This is a genomic window from Streptomyces sp. NPDC096079 (assembly GCF_040303145.1).
Classification (GTDB): Bacteria; Actinomycetota; Actinomycetes; order Streptomycetales; family Streptomycetaceae; genus Streptomyces.
On record NZ_JBEOST010000015.1, the window covers coordinates 144,367 to 162,553 of the forward strand.

The window sequence follows — 18,187 nt, forward strand, 5'->3', positions numbered from 1 at the left end:
GGCCGCGGCGCTAGTTGTGCCGCAGCAGGGCCTCCACGAGTCCCGCCCGGGTGTTCGGGAAGTCCAGGGGCACGATCCCGAGTCCGACGCGTCCGGCGAGCTCGGCGCTGTCCAGGAAGCCGTGGACCCAGGGGTTCAGCCGGTCGGAGTTCCAGCGGGGCGGGAGGTAGGCGGAGGTGCTGACGAAGTTCACGTAGAGCCGGCCGGGCTGGGCGACGGCGGCGCGGAAGTGGGCCTGGACCTTGGGGTACTTGGCATCGGGCAGGGCGTTCCAGTCGTCCTGGACGGCGAAGACGCCGGGGTCCGCCCAGCGGAGTCCGGGGAGCCCGCCGTTGTCGGCGAGCAGGACGACCTTCCCGCGCGCCTCGCCGAGGAGCGGCAGGGAGTCCCCGATGCGGAAGAGGGAGCGCCACCCGCGCCCGTCGAGGCAGTCGTCGAAGACGGAACGGAAGACGGCGTCGGACTCCTCGGAGTACTCCTGCTTGACGCGCATGAGGACGGTCTCGGAGGGGTGCGCGGCGAGGAAGTCGCGGCAGGCGACGAGGACGTCGCCGAACATCATGTTCTGGTAGGAGGCGCCGTGGTGGATGGCGAGGGACCCGCCGGTCACCCGGCACCGCACGTCCAGGAACCGGACGCCGCTGTCCAGCTGCTGGGCGATGGTGGTGTTCTGGCACTCGCTCCAGGGACCGCCGAACCGGGCGCCCGAGTCGTGCGTCCCGGGGATGGTGAGCCGCCGCAGATCGGTCCCGTCGCCGTGTGCGCCCATCCACGCGCGCGTGTCCGCGGCGGACGCGGCCGACGCGGCGGGCGCGCCGACGACCAGTGCGGCTCCGGCCCCGAGGGCCCCGATGAGTAGACGTCGTCGCTCCATGCCCGGACTATGGCAGGTTCACGACAACACCACCAGAGTGCCTCCGGTACGCCTCCGGTACGCCGAGGGGGCGGCGAGCCGTCGCAACGGTTCGCCGCCCCCTCAGAGGTCCGCGAGGACTGGTACTGCTCCTGCTCCTGCTCCTGCTCCTGCTACTGCACGACCGTGATGCGGTCCGCGGCCGGCACCTGAAGCGGGGCCGCCGCCGAGGAGTGGGCCGCCAGGTAGGCGTTGAAGACGTCGAGGTCCGAGGCGCCCACCAGCTTGTTGGTGCCGGTGGCCAGGGCCGCGAAGCCGTCGCCGCCGCCCGCGAGGAACTCGTTCATCGCGACGCGGTAGGTCTTCGACGGGTCGATCGCCTCGCCGTTCAGCTTGATCGTGCCGTCGACGACGCGGTCGGCGCCCGTCTTCGTCATGTCGAGCGTGTAGGTGAGGCCCTTCGAGACCTGGAGGATCTTGATCGAGGTCTGGTTCGAGCCGCTGACCTGCTGCTTCAGCGCGGCGATGAGGTTCGCACCGGACAGGTCGACCACGTTCATCATGTTGGTGAAGGGCTGCACGGTGAAGGACTCCCCGTACGTCACCACGCCGTCGCCCTCGGCGCCGGACGCCTTGAAGACGAGGTCCGAGCGGATGCCGCCCGGGTTCATCAGGGCCAGCTGCGCGCCGCCCTTGTCCGCCGGGGCCAGGCCCTCCAGCTGCGCGTCGGCGATCACGTCGCCGAGCGGCTTCTCGTACGCCGTGGAGCCGCGGCCGTTGATGTCGGCGGCGATCCAGCCCTGCGGGCGGTTCGCGACCGGGGCGGCGATCGTCTTCCAGTCCTCGATCAGCTTGGTGAGGTCCGCGGCCTTCGGGACGTCACGCGTGACGACGTGGTTGGCCGAGGCGACCGCGGTGCGGACGATGTCCTTGGTGCGGCGGTCGTAGGTCAGCGTGGTGTCCGTGTACAGCTTGCCGAACGACGACGCCGAGGTGACCAGACGCGGCTTGCCCGACGGGTCCGGGATGCTGCACACGTACGCCTGGTGCGTGTGGCCGGTGACCAGCGCGTCGACCTGCGGCGACACGTTCTTCGCGATGTCGACGATCGCGCCGGAGACGCCCTCGCCCTCACCGTCGCCGTCACCGTCGCAGTTGTAGTTCACGGACTGCGAGGCCGGCATGCCGCCCTCGTGGACCAGGGCGACGATGGACTTGACGCCCTTGCGCTCCAGGATCTTCGTGTACTTGTTGATCGTCTCGACTTCGTCGCCGAACTTCAGGCCCTTGACGCCCTCGGCGGTGACAACGTTCGGGGTGCCCTCCAGGGTCACGCCGATGAAGCCGATCCTGACGCCGTCCTTCTCCCAGATGAAGTACGGGTCGAGCAGCGGCTTGCCGGTCTTCTCGTCCGTCACGTTCGCCGTGAGGTACGGGAAGTCGGCACCCCTGAACTTCTTGCCCTGGACGAAGCAGCCGGCGGTCGGGTGACAGCCGCCGTTCTGCATCCGGGCCAGCTCGCGCGCGCCCTCGTCGAACTCGTGGTTGCCGACCGAGGTGACGTCCAGGTCCAGCTTGTTGAGCGCGCCGATGGTGGGCTCGTCGTGGAAGAGGCCCGACAGCAGCGGCGAGGCGCCGATCAGGTCACCGGCCGCGGCCGTGATGGAGTAACGATTCCCCTGACGGGCCTGGCGCAGGTGGGTCGCCAGGTACTCGACACCGCCGGCGTCGATCTTCTCCGTCGTGCCGTCCGCCTTGGTCCGGGTGACCTGCCCGGACGAGCCGGCCGGCGGCTCCAGGTTGCCGTGCAGGTCGTTGAAGGAGAGGAGCTGGACGTCGACCATCCGCCCCCACCCCTTGCCGTTCGTCCCATGCCCGGCGGCGTACGCGTCCCCGGCCGCCCCGGCCGACGGCATCGCGGCGACGAGCGCGCCGACGGTGGCGAGCCCCGCGCCGGCGGCGAGAACGCGCCGTACCGTCTTGTTCTTCCTCTGTGTCGCTGCCATCTCTCCCCTAGGCCCCTTGCCCCGTTTCGCGGCGTTGATCTACTCCCCCGTTGCGCGTGCAGCCTAGAGTCAACGCGCGTAGCGCAACAGGGGGGAGTGGGTTACAAGACAGTTGCCCTTGGCTGACGAAGTGTCGCCGTAGGCTCGTCACCATGACTTCCGACACGGCGCCGGCCCTCGAACCGGGACGGCAGATCCACACGTATGACGAGCTCACGCCCGAGCAGATCCAGGACGTACTGGATCTCCTTGAGGCCGCCGACCACACCGACGGCCTGCACGCCGTGTCCGAGCAGGGGCGGCTCTACCTGCGGCACGGCCGGCGCGAAGGGGTACGCCACTTCCTCCTCACCGTCGGCCCCCACCTCTACGGTTACGCGCAGCTGGAGGAGACCGACCCGATCGAGGCCCCCGCCGCCGAGCTGGTCGTCCACCCCTCCCACCGGGGCCGCGGCCACGGCCGGGCGCTCGGCACCGCCCTGCTCAACGCCTCCGGCAAGCGGCTGCGCGTCTGGGCGCACGGCGGCAAGTCGGCGGCCCGGCACCTCGCCCAGGTCCTCGGCCTGACGCTCTTCCGCGAGCTGCGCCAGCTGCGCCGCGCCCTGGTGCCGCTCGACATCCCGGAGCCGGTGCTGCCCGAGGGCGTCACCGTGCGGACCTTCACGCCCGGTGCGGACGACGCGGCCTGGCTCGCCGTCAACGCCGCCGCCTTCGCGCACCACCCGGAGCAGGGCTCGCTCACGCAGCGGGACCTGGAGGACCGGATGGCCGAGCCGTGGTTCGACCCGAAGGGCTTCTTCCTCGCGGAGAGGGACGGGCGCCTGGTCGGCTTCCACTGGACGAAGACGCACGCCGAGGAGCAGCTGGGCGAGGTGTACGTGGTGGGCATCCTGCCGGACGCCCAGGGCGGCGGCCTCGGCAAGGCGCTGACCGCGATCGGCCTGCGGCACCTGGCGGCGCAGGGGCTGCCGACGGCGATGCTGTACGTGGACGCGGACAACACGGCCGCGGTGACGGTGTACGAGCGGCTGGGGTTCACGACGCACGAGGTGGACCTGATGTACCGCACGGAGTCGTAAGTCCTCTGGGGGAGGGGGCGGTTGACACCGCCCCCTTCTTTGCACCACCCTTTCACTACTTGATTAGTGAAAGGGTGGTGGAAGGGACGTGGTCGAGTACCGCATCGACCGGCGCAGTGGTGTCGCCACCTACCTCCAGATCGTCCAGCAGACGAAGCAGGCCCTCCGGATGGGCCTCCTGGAACCCGGCGACCGACTGCCCACCGCACGCGAGGTCGTCGAAGCGACGGCCATCAACCCGAACACGGTCCTCAAGGCCTACCGGGAGCTCGAACGCGAAGGACTCGTCGAGGCCCGCCGCGGCCTCGGCACCTTCGTCCGCGCCACCCTCGGCACCGGCCCCGCCGACTCGCCGCTGCGCGGCGAACTCGCCGACTGGGCCCGCCGGGCACGCGCCGCCGGCCTCGAACGCGAGGACGTGGCAGCGCTCTTCACATCCGTACTGAAGGAACAATTCGAGGGGGACGAATGACCGAGACGGTCATCGAGGCCGAAGGCCTCGGCATGCGCTACCGGAGGCGACACGGAGGCTGGGCCCTGCGGGGCTGCGACTTCGCCCTCCCCGCCGGACGGATCTGCGCCCTCGTCGGCCCCAACGGCGCCGGCAAGTCCACCCTCCTCGCCCTCGCCGCCGGCCTGCTCCGTCCCACCGAGGGCACGATCCACGCCCCGGCCCGCGAGCACCTCGCGTACGTCGCCCAGGACAAGCCGCTCCACCCCCGGCTCAGCGTCGCCGACACCCTCCGCATGGGCCGCGAACTCAACCCCGGACGCTGGGACGAGGCCGCCGCCCGGCGGGTGATCGCCGACGAACTCGATCCGGACTCCCTCGTACGGGACCTCTCCGGCGGCCGGCGCACCCGCGTCGCCCTCGCGCTCGCCCTCGGCAAACGGCCCGAACTGCTGCTGCTCGACGAGCCGATGGCCGACCTCGACCCCCTCGCCCGCCACCAGCTGATGGGCCTCCTCATGGCCGACGCCGCCGAACACGGCACCAGCGTCGTCATGTCCTCGCACATCCTCGCCGAGCTGGAGGGCGCCTGCGACCACCTCCTCCTGCTCCACGGCGGCAGGGTCCGCCTCGACGGACCCGTCGAGGCGCTCCTGGCCGCCCACACCCTGCTCACCGGCCCCATCGCCGACCTCGCCCCGCACACGGTCGTCGAATCCCGCACGACGGGCCGTCAGCTCACCGCCCTGGTGCGCCACGAGGGCCCCGTCGAAGGCCCCTGGGACACCACGGCCCCCTCCCTGGAGGACCTCCTCCTCGCCCACCTGCGCACCACCGAAGGAGCCCCGGCATGAGCACGCTCGCCCTGAAGGGCCCCACCTGGGTGACGGTCCGCCAGTACCGCCGGACGCTGTGGCTGGCAGCCGCGGCGGTGGGAGTGTCCCTGGCCGTGATCGGAGGGCTGCGGATCTGGGACGCGAGCGCGGACGCCGAACTCCCCGACCGATGGGGCCGGGGCTACGACCTGCTGCGCGGCGCCATGGAGCAGCTCTCCCACGGCATGCTCGCACTGCCCCTGCTCGTCGGGGCCTTCGTCGCGGGCCCGCTGATCGCCCGCGAGTTCGAGTCGGGGACGTACAGGCTGTCCCTCACCCAGTCGATCACCCCCGCCGCCTGGCTCCGTGCCAAGCTCCTCACCGCGACCGCCGCCTCCCTCGCGACCACCCTCGCCCTCACGGCGGTCTACCTGATCGGCTGGCAGCGGGTCTCCGGCAGCTACGGCCTCCACTGGGCCGAGCGCGGCCCGTACGAGGCCACCGGCACCGTCCTCACCTCGTACGTCCTGCTCGCGGTCGCCGTCGGCGCCCTCGTCGGCCAGCTGGTCCGCCGCACCCTCGTGGCCATGGCCGTCACCGGCGGAGCGGTCGGCCTGGTCCTGCTCGTCCTCGGCTCCTTCCGCTGGGACTTCCTGCCGGTACGGACGATCACCGGCAAGGCGTACCAGAACGTGTACGCACTCCAGACGCCCGGGAGCGGTCTGGCCGTGGACCAGGGGCTCATCACGGCCGACGGGCGGCGGCTCCCCGGCTACTACTGCTACGGCTCGGACGTCCCCGGCGGCGGCTGCCGCTCCGACGAGGCGATCAGCGCCCAGTACCTCGACTACCACCCCTTCGCCCATTTCTGGCCCACGCAGCTCATCGAGTCCGGCATCGTCCTCGCCCTCGCCGCCCTCACGGCCCTCGCCGCCTTCCGGGTCCTGCGCGCCCGGCACCCGTAGCGGACACGCGTAGACCGACAGGGGGCGGGGACCTGACAAGGGCCCCGCCCCCGATTCCCGTACGACATGTCGTCGTTACCGGCCATTCAGACGCGCTTGCGACGCTCACGCAATGAAGCGCTCCGTGTCCGCCCTCCCCAAAGGGAGACTTCCCTCCCCCACGGCCCGCTCCGACGCGCCCGACCACCCCTTCGCGCGGAAGAATGGGGCCATGAGCAAGCAGCCCGCCGAGGTCCCGGTCCAGTCCTCCGCCACGCCGTCCGAACCGCCGTCCGGGACGTCGTCCCTCGGCTCCATAGCGCCGCACCGCGCCCACGTGGTGAACGGCGCCGTCGTGACCGACATCGACGCCGAACTCGACGCCGATCCCGACACGTACGAGGACGACGGCACACACGGCGACGAGCTGCCGCAGGGACGCTTCCTCGACCGGGAGCGCAGCTGGCTCGCGTTCAACGAACGCGTCCTCGAACTCGCCGAGGACCCGACGACCCCCCTCCTCGAACGGGCGAACTTCCTCGCGATCTTCGCCTCGAACCTCGACGAGTTCTTCATGGTCCGCGTCGCCGGCCTCAAGCGCCGCATCGCCACCGGCGTCGCCACCCGGTCCGCCTCCGGCCTCCAGCCGCGCGAGGTCCTGGACCTGATCTGGACGCGCTCGCGCGAACTCATGGCCCGGCACGCCGCCTGCTACCAGCAGGACGTCGCCCCGGCCCTCGCCGACGAGGGCATCCACCTGATCCGCTGGCCCGAGCTCACCGAGAAGGAGCAGGCCCGGCTCTTCACCCTCTTCCGGCAGCAGATCTTCCCGGTCCTCACCCCGCTCGCCGTGGACCCCGCGCACCCCTTCCCGTACATCTCCGGCCTGAGCCTCAACCTCGCCGTGGTCGTCCGCAACCCGGTCAGCGGCCACCGCCACTTCGCGCGCGTCAAGGTGCCGCCGCTGCTCTCCCGCTTCCTGGAGGCCTCCCCGCAGCGGTACGTCCCCCTGGAGGACGTGATCGCGGCACACCTGGAGGAGCTGTTCCCCGGCATGGAGGTGCTCGCCCACCACATGTTCCGGGTGACCAGGAACGAGGACCTGGAGGTCGAGGAGGACGACGCGGAGAACCTGCTCCAGGCCCTGGAGAAGGAACTCATGCGCCGCCGCTTCGGGCCCCCGGTGCGCCTGGAGGTCGAGGAGTCCATCGACCCCTACGTCCTCGACCTGCTGGTCCGCGAGCTGAAGATCTCCGACGCCGAGGTCTACCCGCTGCCCGGCCCGCTCGACCTCACCGGCCTCTTCGGGATCGCCGGACAGGACCGGCCCGAGCTGAAGTACCCGAAGTTCGTCGCCGGCACCCACCGTGACCTCGCCGAGGTCGAGTCGGCGTCCGCGCCCGACATCTTCGCGGCGCTGCGCGAGCGCGACGTGCTGCTCCACCACCCGTACGACTCCTTCTCCACCTCCGTCCAGGCCTTCCTGGAGCAGGCGGCGGCCGACCCGGACGTCCTCGCGATCAAGCAGACGCTGTACCGGACCTCCGGCGACTCCCCGATAGTGGACGCCCTCATCGACGCCGCCGAGTCCGGCAAGCAGGTCCTCGTCCTCGTCGAGATCAAGGCCCGCTTCGACGAGCAGGCCAACATCAAGTGGGCCCGCAAGCTGGAGGAGGCCGGCTGCCACGTCGTCTACGGCCTCGTCGGCCTGAAGACCCACTGCAAGCTGTCGCTCGTCGTACGCCAGGAGGGCGAGCTCCTGCGCCGCTACTCGCACGTCGGCACCGGCAACTACCACCCGAAGACCGCCCGGCTCTACGAGGACCTGGGCCTGCTCACCGCCGACCCGCAGGTCGGCGCGGACCTGTCCGACCTGTTCAACCGGCTCTCCGGCTACTCCCGCCGCGAGACCTACCGGCGCCTGCTCACCGCCCCGAAGTCGCTCCGCGACGGACTGGTCTCCCGGATCACCAAGGAGATCGCGCACCACCGCGCGGGCCGCCCGGCATACGTCCGCATCAAGGTCAACTCGATGGTCGACGAAGCGGTCATCGACGCCTGCTACCAGGCCTCGCGGGCCGGCGTCCCCGTCGACATCTGGGTCCGCGGCATCTGCGCCGTGCGCCCCGGCGTCACCGGCCTCTCGGAGAACATCCGGGTCCGCTCGGTCCTCGGCCGCTTCCTGGAGCACTCCCGGGTCTTCGCCTTCGGCAACGGCGGCGAACCCGAGGTCTGGCTCGGCAGCGCCGACATGATGCACCGCAACCTGGACCGCCGGATCGAGGCCCTCGTACGGGTCTCCGACCCGGCGCACCGGGCAGCGCTCACCCGGCTCCTGGAGACCGGAATGTCCGACACCACCTCCTCCTGGCACCTCGGCCCCGACGGGAACTGGACGCGGCACGCGACCGACCCCGAGGGCCGGCCCCTGCGGCACGTCCAGGAGATGCTCATCGACGCGCGGAGGCGCCGGCGTGCACAACCCTGACCACTCGCACCCGCAGGACGCCACGGCAGGAGAGGTCCTCGCCCCGTACCTGCACGCGCGCGCCGCGGACTTCCTCCGCGGCCTGCGCCTCCACCGCGAGAGCGGCTCCGACACGGCAGGAGCGGAGGAGGCCGCCCGCACGCTGCGGGGCGCGGCCCGCCGGATCAGCGGCACCCTCCACACCTTCCGGCCGCTGCTCGACCCCGCCTGGGCCGACCAGCTGCGCACGGAGCTCGCCTGGCTCTCCGGGACGCTGGCCCTGGAGCAGGCCTGCACGTCCCGCCTCATCCGCCTGGTGGACGCCCTGTCCCGGCTGTCGAGCGGCGCGGGTCCGGTGCCGGCGGCCAGGGGCACGGAAGGCGGCACGGGCCTCACGGTCGGCGCGGCCCGGGCGGGCGCCCTCCTCGACCGCCAGCTGACCCTGGCCCGTACGCGCGCCCACTCGGCCTCCCTCCAGGCCCTCGGCTCCGCCCGCTTCCACGCGATCGCCGACGCCGTCGCCCTGCTGGCCTCCGAGGTGCCGCTCGGCCCGGCGGGCGCCGCCCCGGCCGTCGAGGTCATCGACGCGCCCGCGGCGGTCGCCGAGCGGCGGCTCCTCGACGCGGTCGCGGCGCTCCCCCTCACCAGGGCCGCCCACCCGTACAACGCGGAGGCCCTCGAACTCGCCACCGGCGAGACCCAGGACGCGCCCTGGCACCACACCCGGGCCCTGCTGCGGCTGCACCGGTACGCCACCGAGGCCCTGCGCACCGGCGGCGAACCCGACTCCGACCTGTACGAGGCGGCCAGGGCCCTGGACCGGCACCGCGACGCCGCCGAGGCCGCGACGGCGGCGGCCACCGCGGCCCGCACGCCCCGCATCGCCCCGGCCACGGCCTACGCGCTGGGCGTCCTGCACGCAGACCAGCGCCACGAGGTGGAGGCGGCCCGCTTCGCCTTCCAGCGGGCCTGGCGCCGGACGACGGCCCCGGTCCCATGACCACCCCGATCCTCGCGGCGGGCTGCGTCCTGTGGAGACCGGCGATTTCCGGCCAGGGCATCGAGATCGCCCTGGTGCACCGGCCGAAGTGGGACGACTGGTCGCACCCCAAGGGCAAGCGCAAGCGCGGGGAGACGGCGGAGGCCTGCGCGGTCCGCGAGGTCCTGGAGGAGACGGGGCGGCGCTGCGAGCTCGGCGCCCGCCTGCCCACGGCGCACTACTGGGTGGCCGGCCGCCCCAAGGAGGTCGCCTACTGGTGGGCCCGGGCCCTGGACGGCGGCTTCGTCCCCACGCGGGAGATCGACGCGCTGCTCTGGCTCCCCCCGACGGCGGCCCGCCACCGCCTCACCCAGCCCCGGGACCGCACCCTCCTGGACACGGCCCTGACGACCCTGTCGCCCTGAACCGCCCTGAACCGCCCTGACGACCCTTTCACCCTGAACCGCCGCGGACCCGCGCCCGGCCCGTCGCGGGCGGGGCCCGGGCCCCCGCGGGCCGGGGGCGACGTTCACAACGAAACGGCAACGCCCCGCACCGTGGCTTCCGGCACGGTTCACTTCCCGTTCACCCTCCCCCGTCGACGGCTTCACCTGTTCTGCCTAATTTCGGCCTTACACGGTGCACGGAGCACAGCGATGCACCCACCAACCGACACACGCCGCCGTAGAACGTTCAGGACACACGGTCCGCGACAAGGCGGCTTCTGGAAGGAACACCCGAAAGTGAAGCTTTCGCGCAAGAACGGGCTTCGCGCCTCCGCGATCGGTGCCCTCGTCGTCTCCGGTGCGCTCGTCCTCTCGGCGTGTGGGTCGGACAACAACACGGAGACGCCGACCAAGGACAGCGGCACGAAGACCTCCGCCGCCGCGTCGAACATCGCGTGCGACGGCGCCAAGGGCCAGCTCCTCGCCGCCGGCTCCAGCGCGCAGAAGAACGCGATGGACCTGTGGGTCAAGAACTTCCAGGCCGCGTGCTCCGGCGTCGAGGTCAACTACCAGGCCATCGGCTCCGGCGGCGGCATCACCAAGTTCAACCAGGGCCAGGTCACCTTCGCCGGCTCCGACTCCGCCCTCAAGGACGAAGAGGTCGCCGAGTCGCAGAAGATCTGCAAGGGCGGCAAGGGCGTCAACCTGCCCATGGTCGGCGGCCCCATCGCCATCGGCTACAAGCTGGACGGCGTGGACAACCTGGTCCTGGACGCCCCCACCCTCGCCAAGATCTTCGACACGAAGATCACCAAGTGGAACGACCCGGCGATCGCCAAGCTGAACCCGGGCGCGAAGCTCCCCGACACCACCATCCAGGCCTTCCACCGCTCGGACGAGTCGGGCACCACCCAGAACCTGGGCAAGTACCTCTCGGCCACCGCGAAGGCCGACTGGAAGTACGACCCGAAGACGAAGTCGTGGCCCGCCCCGGGTGGCCAGGCCGCCAACGGCTCCTCCGGTGTCGCCACCGCGGTCAAGGACGCCGAGGGCTCCATCGGCTACTTCGAGCTCTCCTACGCCACGGCCAACAAGATCTCCACGGTCAGCATCAACACCGGTGCCGCCGCCCCGGTCGCCGCCACCACGGAGAACGCCTCCAAGGCCATCGCCGCCGCCAAGGTCAAGGGCACCGGCAGCGACCTGGCCCTCTCGCTCGACTACACCACCAAGGCCGAGGGCGCCTACCCGCTCACCCTCGTCACCTACGAGATCGCCTGCGACAAGGGCAACAAGGCGGACACCCTGCCGACCCTGAAGGCGTTCCTCACCTACACCGCCAGCGAGGAGGGCCAGAAGGTCCTCGCCGACGCCGGCTACGCCCCGCTCCCGGCCGAGATCGCGGCCAAGGTCCGCGCGATCGTCCCCACCCTGTCCTGACCCCCGGCCGGGTCCGGCCCCTCACCTCCCGTGGAGGGGCCGGCCCCGGCATCCGGTGCACCGCCGCCAGGGCCCCGTCACCCCGCAAGGGACGTACGGGACCCGCAGACCGGAGAAGAACAGATGGCTACCACCACACCAGACATACAGAGGAACCGGCGCGCCAAGAGCGCGACCCGCCCCGGTGACCGCATCTTCAGCGGTCTGTCCCGAGGCTCCGGCATCACCCTCCTCGTGATCATGGCCGCGATCGCGGTCTTCCTGACCTACCGTGCCGTCCTCGCCATCTCGAAGGACAGCACCAACTTCTTCACCACCTTCGAGTGGAACCCGGCGAACAACCCGCCGGTCTTCGGCATCGCCGTCCTCGCCTTCGGCACGGTCGTCTCGTCGATCATCGCGATGCTCATCGCCGTGCCCGTCGCGATCGGGATCGCCCTCTTCATCTCGCACTACGCCCCGCGCAGGCTGGCCAAGCCGCTCGCGTACGTCGTCGACCTGCTCGCCGCCGTGCCCAGCATCATCTACGGCCTCTGGGGCGCGATCTTCCTCGTCCCGTACCTCGACGGCCTCAACCAGTGGCTCGACGAGTACTTCGGCTGGACGTACATCTTCGACAAGGCCCAGGACGGCGTCGCCCGCAACCTCTTCACCGTGGGCATCCTCCTGGCGATCATGATCCTTCCGATCATCACCAACGTGACCCGCGAGGTCTTCCTCCAGGTCCCCCGGATGCACGAGGAAGCCGCCCTCGCCCTCGGCGCCACGCGCTGGGAGGTCATCCGCATGTCGGTGCTGCCCTTCGGCCGCTCCGGCATCATCTCCGCCTCCATGCTGGGCCTCGGCCGCGCACTCGGCGAGACCATGGCCGTCGCCGTCGTCCTCTCCCCCAGCTTCGTCCTCTCGGGCCACCTGCTCGACCCGGGCGGCGGCACGTTCGCGCAGAACATCGCCGCGAAGTTCAACGAGGCCAACGAGTTCGGCCGTGACGCCCTGATCGCCTCCGGTCTCGTCCTCTTCGTCATCACCCTGCTGGTCAACGGCGCCGCCCGCTGGATCATCGGCCGCCGCAAGGAGTACTCGGGGGCCGCGGCATGAGCCACGCCATACAGGATCGTCCGGTCACGGCGGCCCCGCGCCGCGGATCGCTCTCGCACGCCCGGCTCCCCCGCTGGACCCCGGCCGCCATCGCCGCCGGCTCCATCGCCGGAGGAATCGGCATCGGCCTCGGCGCCGGCTGGCACAGCAAGGTCCAGTGGGGCCTGATCGCCGCGCTGCTCTTCGTCCTCGTCACCTTCGCCGTGACCACCAAGGTCGAGGGCCGCCGCCAGGCCAAGGACCGCGTCGCCACCAGCCTGATCTGGGTCTCGTTCGTCCTCGCCGTGGTCCCGCTGCTCTCCCTGGCCTGGGTCACGATCAGCAAGGGCCTCGACGTCCTCGACGGCTACTTCCTGAGCCACTCGATGAACGGCGTCCTCGACGCCGAGGCCGGCGGCGGCGTCTACCACGCGCTGCTCGGCACCATCGAGCAGGTCGGCATCGCGACCCTGATCGCCGCGCCGATCGGCCTCCTCACCGCCGTCTACCTCGTCGAGTACGGCGGCGGGAAGCTCGCCCAGGCCGTCACCTTCTTCGTCGACGTCATGACGGGCATCCCGTCGATCGTCGCCGGCCTCTTCATCCTCGCCACCTGGAACCTGATGCTGGGCTTCGGCCCCTCCGGTTTCGCCGGCGCGATGGCCCTCGCCATCCTGATGATGCCGGTCGTGGTCCGCTCCACCGAGGAGATGCTCAAGCTCGTCCCGAACGAGCTCCGCGAGGCCTCCCTCGCCCTCGGCATCCCCAAGTGGCGCACCATCCTGAAGGTGGTCCTGCCCACCGCGATCGGCGGCATCACCACGGGCGTCATGCTCGCGGTCGCCCGCATCACCGGTGAGACGGCCCCGGTCCTGCTCCTCGTGTTCGGTACGAAGCTCATCAACCCGAACCCCTTCGAAGGCGCCCAGTCCTCCCTGCCGCTCTACGTGTACGAGCAGTACGCGGTCGGCACCGACGCCGCCGTGGCCCGCGCCTGGGCCGCCGCGCTCGTCCTGATCGCCTTCGTCATGATCCTCAACCTGGTGGCCCGCGGCATCGCCCGCTGGAAGGCCCCGAAGACCAGCCGCTGACCGCGGCTACCCTGGAAGTGATTCACATGGCCAAGCGAATCGACGTCAGCGGCCTCTCGGCCTACTACGGCGCCCACAAGGCGATCGACGACATCTCGATGACCGTCGAGCCCCGCTCCGTGACGGCCTTCATCGGCCCCTCCGGCTGCGGCAAGTCCACCTTCCTGCGCACCCTGAACCGCATGCACGAGGTCACCCCCGGTGGCCGCGTCGAGGGCAAGGTGATGCTGGACGACGAGAACCTGTACGGGACGAACGTCGACCCGGTCGCCGTGCGCCGCACGGTCGGCATGGTCTTCCAGCGCCCGAACCCCTTCCCCACCATGTCGATCTTCGACAACGTGGCGGCGGGCCTGCGGCTCAACGGCTCGTACAAGAAGTCCCAGCTCAACGAGATCGTCGAGCGGTCGCTCAAGGGCGCCAACCTCTGGAACGAGGTCAAGGACCGCCTCAACAAGCCGGGCTCCGGCCTCTCCGGCGGTCAGCAGCAGCGTCTGTGCATCGCCCGCGCCATCGCGGTCGAGCCCGACGTCCTGCTGATGGACGAGCCCTGCTCGGCCCTCGACCCGATCTCCACCCTCGCCATCGAGGACCTGATCGGCGAGCTGAAGGAGCGCTTCACGATCGTCATCGTGACGCACAACATGCAGCAGGCCGCCCGCGTCTCGGACCGCACCGCCTTCTTCAACCTGGCGGCCGTCGGCCAGCCCGGCAAGCTCATCGAGCTGGACGACACCGAGCGCATCTTCTCCAACCCGAGCGTCCAGGCGACCGAGGACTACATCTCCGGCCGCTTCGGCTAAACCGCTCCCCCAGACCGTCTTACGGTGCTGCATGGCGGTGCCACCGTAATGACGAAGGGCCCGGCTCCCCCACAGGGGAGCCGGGCCCATTTCCGTACCGGAGAACTCAGCCGAAGATCAGCTGCACCACGTAGTAGCTCAGCGCGGCCACCAGCGCGGCCGCCGGCATCGTGATGAACCAGCCCAGGATGATGTTCTTGGCGACACCCCACCGGACCGCGTTGACGCGCTTCGTCGCGCCGACGCCCATGATCGCGGAGGTGATGACGTGCGTCGTCGAGATCGGCGCGTGGAACAGGAACGCCGAGCCGAACATGATCGACGCGCCCGTGGTCTCCGCCGCGAAGCCCTGCGGCGGGTCCAGCTCGATGATCTTGCGGCCGAGGGTCCGCATGATGCGCCAGCCACCCGCGTACGTACCGAGCGAGAGCATCACGGCACAGGCGATCTTCACCCACACCGGGATGTCGTCGCCGGCCTGCTGCACATCGGCGATGACCAGGGCCATCACCACGATGCCCATCGTCTTCTGGGCGTCCTGCAGACCGTGGCCGAGGGCCATGCCGGCCGCCGACACCGTCTGCGCGATGCGGAAGCCGCGCTTGGCCTTGTGCGGGTTGGCCTTGCGGAACATCCACAGGATCGCGCACATGACCAGGTAACCGACGACGAGGCCGACCACCGGCGAGACGAACATCGGGATGACGACCTTGTCGAGCACGCCTCCCCAGATCACCTCGGTGCCACCGGCGAGCGCCGCGCCCACCATGCCGCCGAACAGCGCGTGCGAGGACGAGGACGGCAGCCCGAAGTACCAGGTGACCAGGTTCCAGATGATCGCGCCGACGAGCGCGGCGAAGAGGATGCCCATCCCCTTGTCGCCGGTCGGGGTCTCGATGAGCCCCTCGCTGACCGTCTTGGCGACGCCGCTGCCCATGAAGGCACCGGCGAGGTTCATGACCGCCGCCATCGCGAGCGCCGCCCGGGGCGTCAGCGCCCGGGTCGACACCGAGGTGGCGATGGCGTTGGCGGAATCGTGGAAGCCGTTCGTATACGTGAAGCCGAGCGCGACACCGATGGTCACGATCAGAGCGAAGGTGTCCACGAAGCTCAGGACTCCTTGACCGCGATGGTCTCCACCGTGTTGGCCACGTGCTCGAAGGCGTCGGCCGCCTCTTCCAGCACATCCACGACCTGCTTGAGCTTCAGCACCTCGATGGCGTCGTACTTGCCGTTGAAGAGGTGGGCGAGCAGCTTGCGGTGGATCTGGTCCGCCTGGTTCTCGAGACGGTTGACCTCGATCCAGTACTCGGTGAGGTTGGCCATCGTCCGCAGGTTCGGCATGGCCTCGGCGGTCAGCTCCGCCGCCCGGGCCAGGACCTCGATCTGCTGCTCGACACCCTTGGGGAGCTCTTCGATGTTGTAGAGGACGACCAGGTCGACGGCCTCTTCCATGAAGTCCATGATGTCGTCGAGGGACGACGCGAGGGAGTAGATGTCCTCGCGGTCGAACGGCGTGATGAAAGAGGAGTTCAGCTGGTGGAAGATCGCGTGGGTGGCGTCGTCACCGGCGTGCTCCGCTGCCCGCATCCGCTCCGCGATCTCGGCCCGGGCGGAAGGCTCCGCTCCGAGCAGTTCCATCAGGAGCTTGGAGCCCGTGACGATGTTGTCCGCGGACGCGGCGAACATGTCGTAGAAGCTCGTCTCCCTGGGGGTCAGACGAAATCGCACGTGAGGTCCTCGGGGTGCTGGGTTTCGGTCAGGCTGATGCTAGGCGCATCATCCGGCCACGGCTAACCGGCGTCTCTCAGTGTCGCCCATCAGGCACAGTGAACTGCACGGGCCCCCGCCCGGATCGGCGGGGATCGGTACCATATACCCACGAGGGGTATACACCCCCTTTTCTGGACAACGGGAGGACGCGATGACGACCACCGAGGCGGACCAGGTCACCCCCGAGGCCGTCGAGGCCGTCGAGCCGGCCGACCACGGTCACGGCGTGCACGGCTACCACAAGCAGAAGGACGAGCACCTCAAGCGGCTCCGCCGGATCGAGGGCCAGATCCGGGGTCTGCAGCGGATGGTCGACGAGGACGTCTACTGCATCGACATACTCACGCAGGTCTCCGCCTCCACGAAGGCGCTCCAGTCCTTCGCCCTCCAGCTCCTGGAGGAGCACCTGCGGCACTGCGTCGCCGACGCGGCGGCCACCGGCTCGGGCATCGACGAGAAGGTCGAGGAGGCCACGAAGGCCATCGCCCGCATGATGCGCACCTGAGGCGGGCGGGGCGGGTCCATGCCGTCAGAGCCCCTCGGCGGCCCGCTCCGCCGCCACCCGCAGCACCTCGTCGATCCGGTCGGCGCTGAGCCGCTCCCCGTCCGCGGTCGACGCCGCGATGATCAGCTCTCCGCAGAGCTCGATCTCGGCGAGGGCGACGCAGTCCGGGTCTGCGGGCACGGTTGCTGTACCGGGCGGGGCCACGCGCATCCACCTCTTCCTGCCGGCGTCGGTCTCCCAACGGTCTCCCAGCGTAGGGACGGGGCCACGCACCGCGCATGACACGTCCGGACCATTTGCCGATGGTCCGGACCGCCACCGGGCCAGGTCAGGCCTTGATCTTCCCGGCGTAGATGTCCCGGCGGTCCGGGAGCGTCACCTCGACGGGGGCACCGAACGCGTACAGCAGGGTCGTCGAGGCGACCGCGACCGTCCGGCCCTGGTTGCTGAAGCTGAACTGGTGGCGCACCTTCCGCAGCCGGCCCTCCGCGTCGAGGTACGCGTCGAAGGGCACGGTGTCCTGGGCGAACCCTTTCGCCGCCGCGGTGAGCGCCCCGCGCAGCTGCGGGGAGGCCGCCCGGGCGGCGAGCGCGATGTCGGCGACCCCTCGGTAGTGGCTGACTTTCACCCCTGCCAGCTCGACCTCGCCGACGTACGTGACCTCGCGGGCGCCCCGGAGCAGCTCGGCCGCCGCGGCCGGGTCGGTGGCGCCGCCGGTGACGAGGTTGCCGTCGTCGAGGGCGGTGGTGTCGACCCGTACCCACTTGTCGGCGGGCACCCCGGCGCCCCGGTTCTTCATGTAGAGCGCGCCGGGGGTGAGGAGCTCGGTGATCGGGCGGTGCTCGCTGGCCCCGGCCGGGTCCTTCGGCAGCAGCACCTGGAGCCGCCCGGTGCGGCGCCGGAAGTCGTAGCCGCCCTCGCCCCGGATGGTGACCCGGGTCCCGCCGGCGGCCATCTCCATGGAGGTGGTGGCCTTGGAGGTGCCGGCCCTCGCCAGCGCGTCGGCGGCGCTCCGTACGGCGAGGGCGGGGTCGGTGGCCGGTTTCGGGTCGTCGGGGGCGGCGCAGCCCGTGACCGTCACGGTCCCGACGAGGGAGCCGACCAGGGCGGCGACGGCGAACGCCCCGCTCCCGAGACCGCGCGGAAGCCCGTACCGCTGCACCACCATCGCCGCCAACCCCCAACGCCTCACCGCTGTTTGTCCGGGACCCGCCCTTCCCCGGGCTCCTCGGGCCCGGGGACACCCGATGCGCATAACGACGGTCGGGGCGTGCCGTCACGCGCAGTACGGTGGTGAGGTGCACGCGCAGGCTTCCCCCCACACCACCACCACGACGGAGCGCGGCTCGTTCGCGCTGGCACGGTGCAGCTGCGGCTGGATCGGCCCGGCCCGCAGATCACGCGACAAGGCCCGCACGGACGCGGCGGAACACCTCCGTACGAGCGGGTCCTGATCCG

General features: G+C 70.8%; 19 protein-coding genes. 13 read left to right on the top strand and 6 right to left on the bottom strand.

Going from position 1 to position 18,187, the window contains the following annotated elements:
- Positions 1-10 precede the first annotated feature (10 nt).
- Together ABTY59_RS27020 and ABTY59_RS27025 are read right to left on the bottom strand one after the other, a co-directional pair.
- Entirely contained in the window at positions 11-874 is an 864-nt protein-coding gene (locus ABTY59_RS27020; protein WP_352021633.1) for a phosphatidylinositol-specific phospholipase C, read from the bottom strand.
- A gap of 152 nt (positions 875-1,026) precedes the next feature.
- Positions 1,027-2,859 (bottom strand): bifunctional metallophosphatase/5'-nucleotidase, encoded by a 1,833-nt coding sequence (locus ABTY59_RS27025; protein WP_352021634.1) that lies wholly within the window; start codon positions 2,857-2,859, stop codon positions 1,027-1,029.
- A gap of 152 nt (positions 2,860-3,011) precedes the next feature.
- Between ABTY59_RS27025 and mshD the strand changes: the two genes are divergently transcribed.
- The 11 genes from mshD (at position 3,012) to pstB (ending at position 14,451) form a co-directional block, all read left to right on the top strand.
- Positions 3,012-3,938, top strand: coding sequence for a mycothiol synthase (gene mshD, locus ABTY59_RS27030; RefSeq protein WP_352021635.1), 927 nt, complete (start codon positions 3,012-3,014; stop codon positions 3,936-3,938).
- 88 nt (positions 3,939-4,026) lie between these two features.
- Positions 4,027-4,410 (top strand): GntR family transcriptional regulator, encoded by a 384-nt coding sequence (locus ABTY59_RS27035; protein WP_352021636.1) that lies wholly within the window; start codon positions 4,027-4,029, stop codon positions 4,408-4,410.
- Positions 4,407-5,243, top strand: coding sequence for an ABC transporter ATP-binding protein (locus tag ABTY59_RS27040; protein WP_352021637.1), 837 nt, complete (start codon positions 4,407-4,409; stop codon positions 5,241-5,243). The genes ABTY59_RS27035 and ABTY59_RS27040 overlap by 4 nt, the downstream gene beginning before the upstream one ends.
- On the top strand, positions 5,240-6,169 hold the full coding sequence (locus tag ABTY59_RS27045; RefSeq protein ID WP_352021638.1) for an ABC-2 membrane transporter-related protein: 930 nt from the start codon (positions 5,240-5,242) through the stop codon (positions 6,167-6,169). Before ABTY59_RS27040 ends, ABTY59_RS27045 begins: the two co-directional genes overlap by 4 nt.
- 211 nt (positions 6,170-6,380) lie before the next feature.
- Complete coding sequence (locus ABTY59_RS27050; protein WP_352021639.1) at positions 6,381-8,636, top strand: RNA degradosome polyphosphate kinase; 2,256 nt, start codon at positions 6,381-6,383, stop codon at positions 8,634-8,636.
- Entirely contained in the window at positions 8,623-9,615 is a 993-nt protein-coding gene (locus tag ABTY59_RS27055) for a CHAD domain-containing protein (protein ID WP_352021640.1), read from the top strand. Before ABTY59_RS27050 ends, ABTY59_RS27055 begins: the two co-directional genes overlap by 14 nt.
- A complete protein-coding gene (locus tag ABTY59_RS27060) occupies positions 9,612-10,019 on the top strand; it encodes an NUDIX hydrolase (RefSeq protein ID WP_352021641.1) in 408 nt (135 codons plus the stop codon). The genes ABTY59_RS27055 and ABTY59_RS27060 overlap by 4 nt, the downstream gene beginning before the upstream one ends.
- 318 nt (positions 10,020-10,337) lie before the next feature.
- The gene (pstS, locus tag ABTY59_RS27065; RefSeq protein ID WP_352021642.1) at positions 10,338-11,480 is read left to right on the top strand and encodes a phosphate ABC transporter substrate-binding protein PstS; all 1,143 of its coding nucleotides are present in this window, start codon (positions 10,338-10,340) and stop codon (positions 11,478-11,480) included.
- 123 nt (positions 11,481-11,603) lie between these two features.
- On the top strand, positions 11,604-12,578 hold the full coding sequence (gene pstC / locus ABTY59_RS27070; RefSeq protein WP_352021643.1) for a phosphate ABC transporter permease subunit PstC: 975 nt from the start codon (positions 11,604-11,606) through the stop codon (positions 12,576-12,578).
- Positions 12,575-13,648 (top strand): phosphate ABC transporter permease PstA, encoded by a 1,074-nt coding sequence (gene pstA, locus ABTY59_RS27075; protein ID WP_352021644.1) that lies wholly within the window; start codon positions 12,575-12,577, stop codon positions 13,646-13,648. The genes pstC and pstA overlap by 4 nt, the downstream gene beginning before the upstream one ends.
- Positions 13,649-13,674: 26 nt before the next feature.
- Positions 13,675-14,451 carry a phosphate ABC transporter ATP-binding protein PstB gene (gene pstB / locus ABTY59_RS27080; RefSeq protein WP_352021645.1) on the top strand — a complete coding sequence of 259 codons (777 nt, stop codon included), beginning with the start codon at positions 13,675-13,677 and terminating at the stop codon, positions 14,449-14,451.
- Positions 14,452-14,557: 106 nt separating this feature from the next.
- On the opposite strand, the gene ABTY59_RS27085 is transcribed toward pstB, so the two are convergent.
- Together ABTY59_RS27085 and ABTY59_RS27090 are read right to left on the bottom strand one after the other, a co-directional pair.
- Positions 14,558-15,556: an inorganic phosphate transporter gene (locus tag ABTY59_RS27085; protein WP_352021646.1), complete on the bottom strand. Its 999-nt coding sequence runs from the start codon at positions 15,554-15,556 to the stop codon at positions 14,558-14,560.
- A gap of 5 nt (positions 15,557-15,561) precedes the next feature.
- Positions 15,562-16,182 carry a DUF47 domain-containing protein gene (locus tag ABTY59_RS27090; RefSeq protein ID WP_116159771.1) on the bottom strand — a complete coding sequence of 207 codons (621 nt, stop codon included), beginning with the start codon at positions 16,180-16,182 and terminating at the stop codon, positions 15,562-15,564.
- Positions 16,183-16,375: 193 nt separating this feature from the next.
- Here ABTY59_RS27090 and ABTY59_RS27095 point away from each other — a divergent pair, with 193 nt between their 5' ends.
- The gene (locus tag ABTY59_RS27095; protein ID WP_229844235.1) at positions 16,376-16,729 is read left to right on the top strand and encodes a metal-sensitive transcriptional regulator; all 354 of its coding nucleotides are present in this window, start codon (positions 16,376-16,378) and stop codon (positions 16,727-16,729) included.
- 24 nt (positions 16,730-16,753) lie between these two features.
- Here ABTY59_RS27095 and ABTY59_RS27100 read toward each other — a convergent pair whose 3' ends face one another.
- Positions 16,754-16,939 (bottom strand): hypothetical protein, encoded by a 186-nt coding sequence (locus ABTY59_RS27100; protein WP_352021647.1) that lies wholly within the window; start codon positions 16,937-16,939, stop codon positions 16,754-16,756.
- A 118-nt stretch (positions 16,940-17,057) separates the two neighbouring features.
- Positions 17,058-17,897, bottom strand: coding sequence for an SCO4651 family lipoprotein (locus ABTY59_RS27105; RefSeq protein ID WP_352021648.1), 840 nt, complete (start codon positions 17,895-17,897; stop codon positions 17,058-17,060).
- A 130-nt stretch (positions 17,898-18,027) separates the two neighbouring features.
- On the opposite strand from ABTY59_RS27105, the gene ABTY59_RS27110 reads away from it, so the two are divergent.
- Complete coding sequence (locus ABTY59_RS27110; RefSeq protein ID WP_352021649.1) at positions 18,028-18,183, top strand: hypothetical protein; 156 nt, start codon at positions 18,028-18,030, stop codon at positions 18,181-18,183.
- The last annotated feature ends 4 nt before the right edge of the window (positions 18,184-18,187 follow it).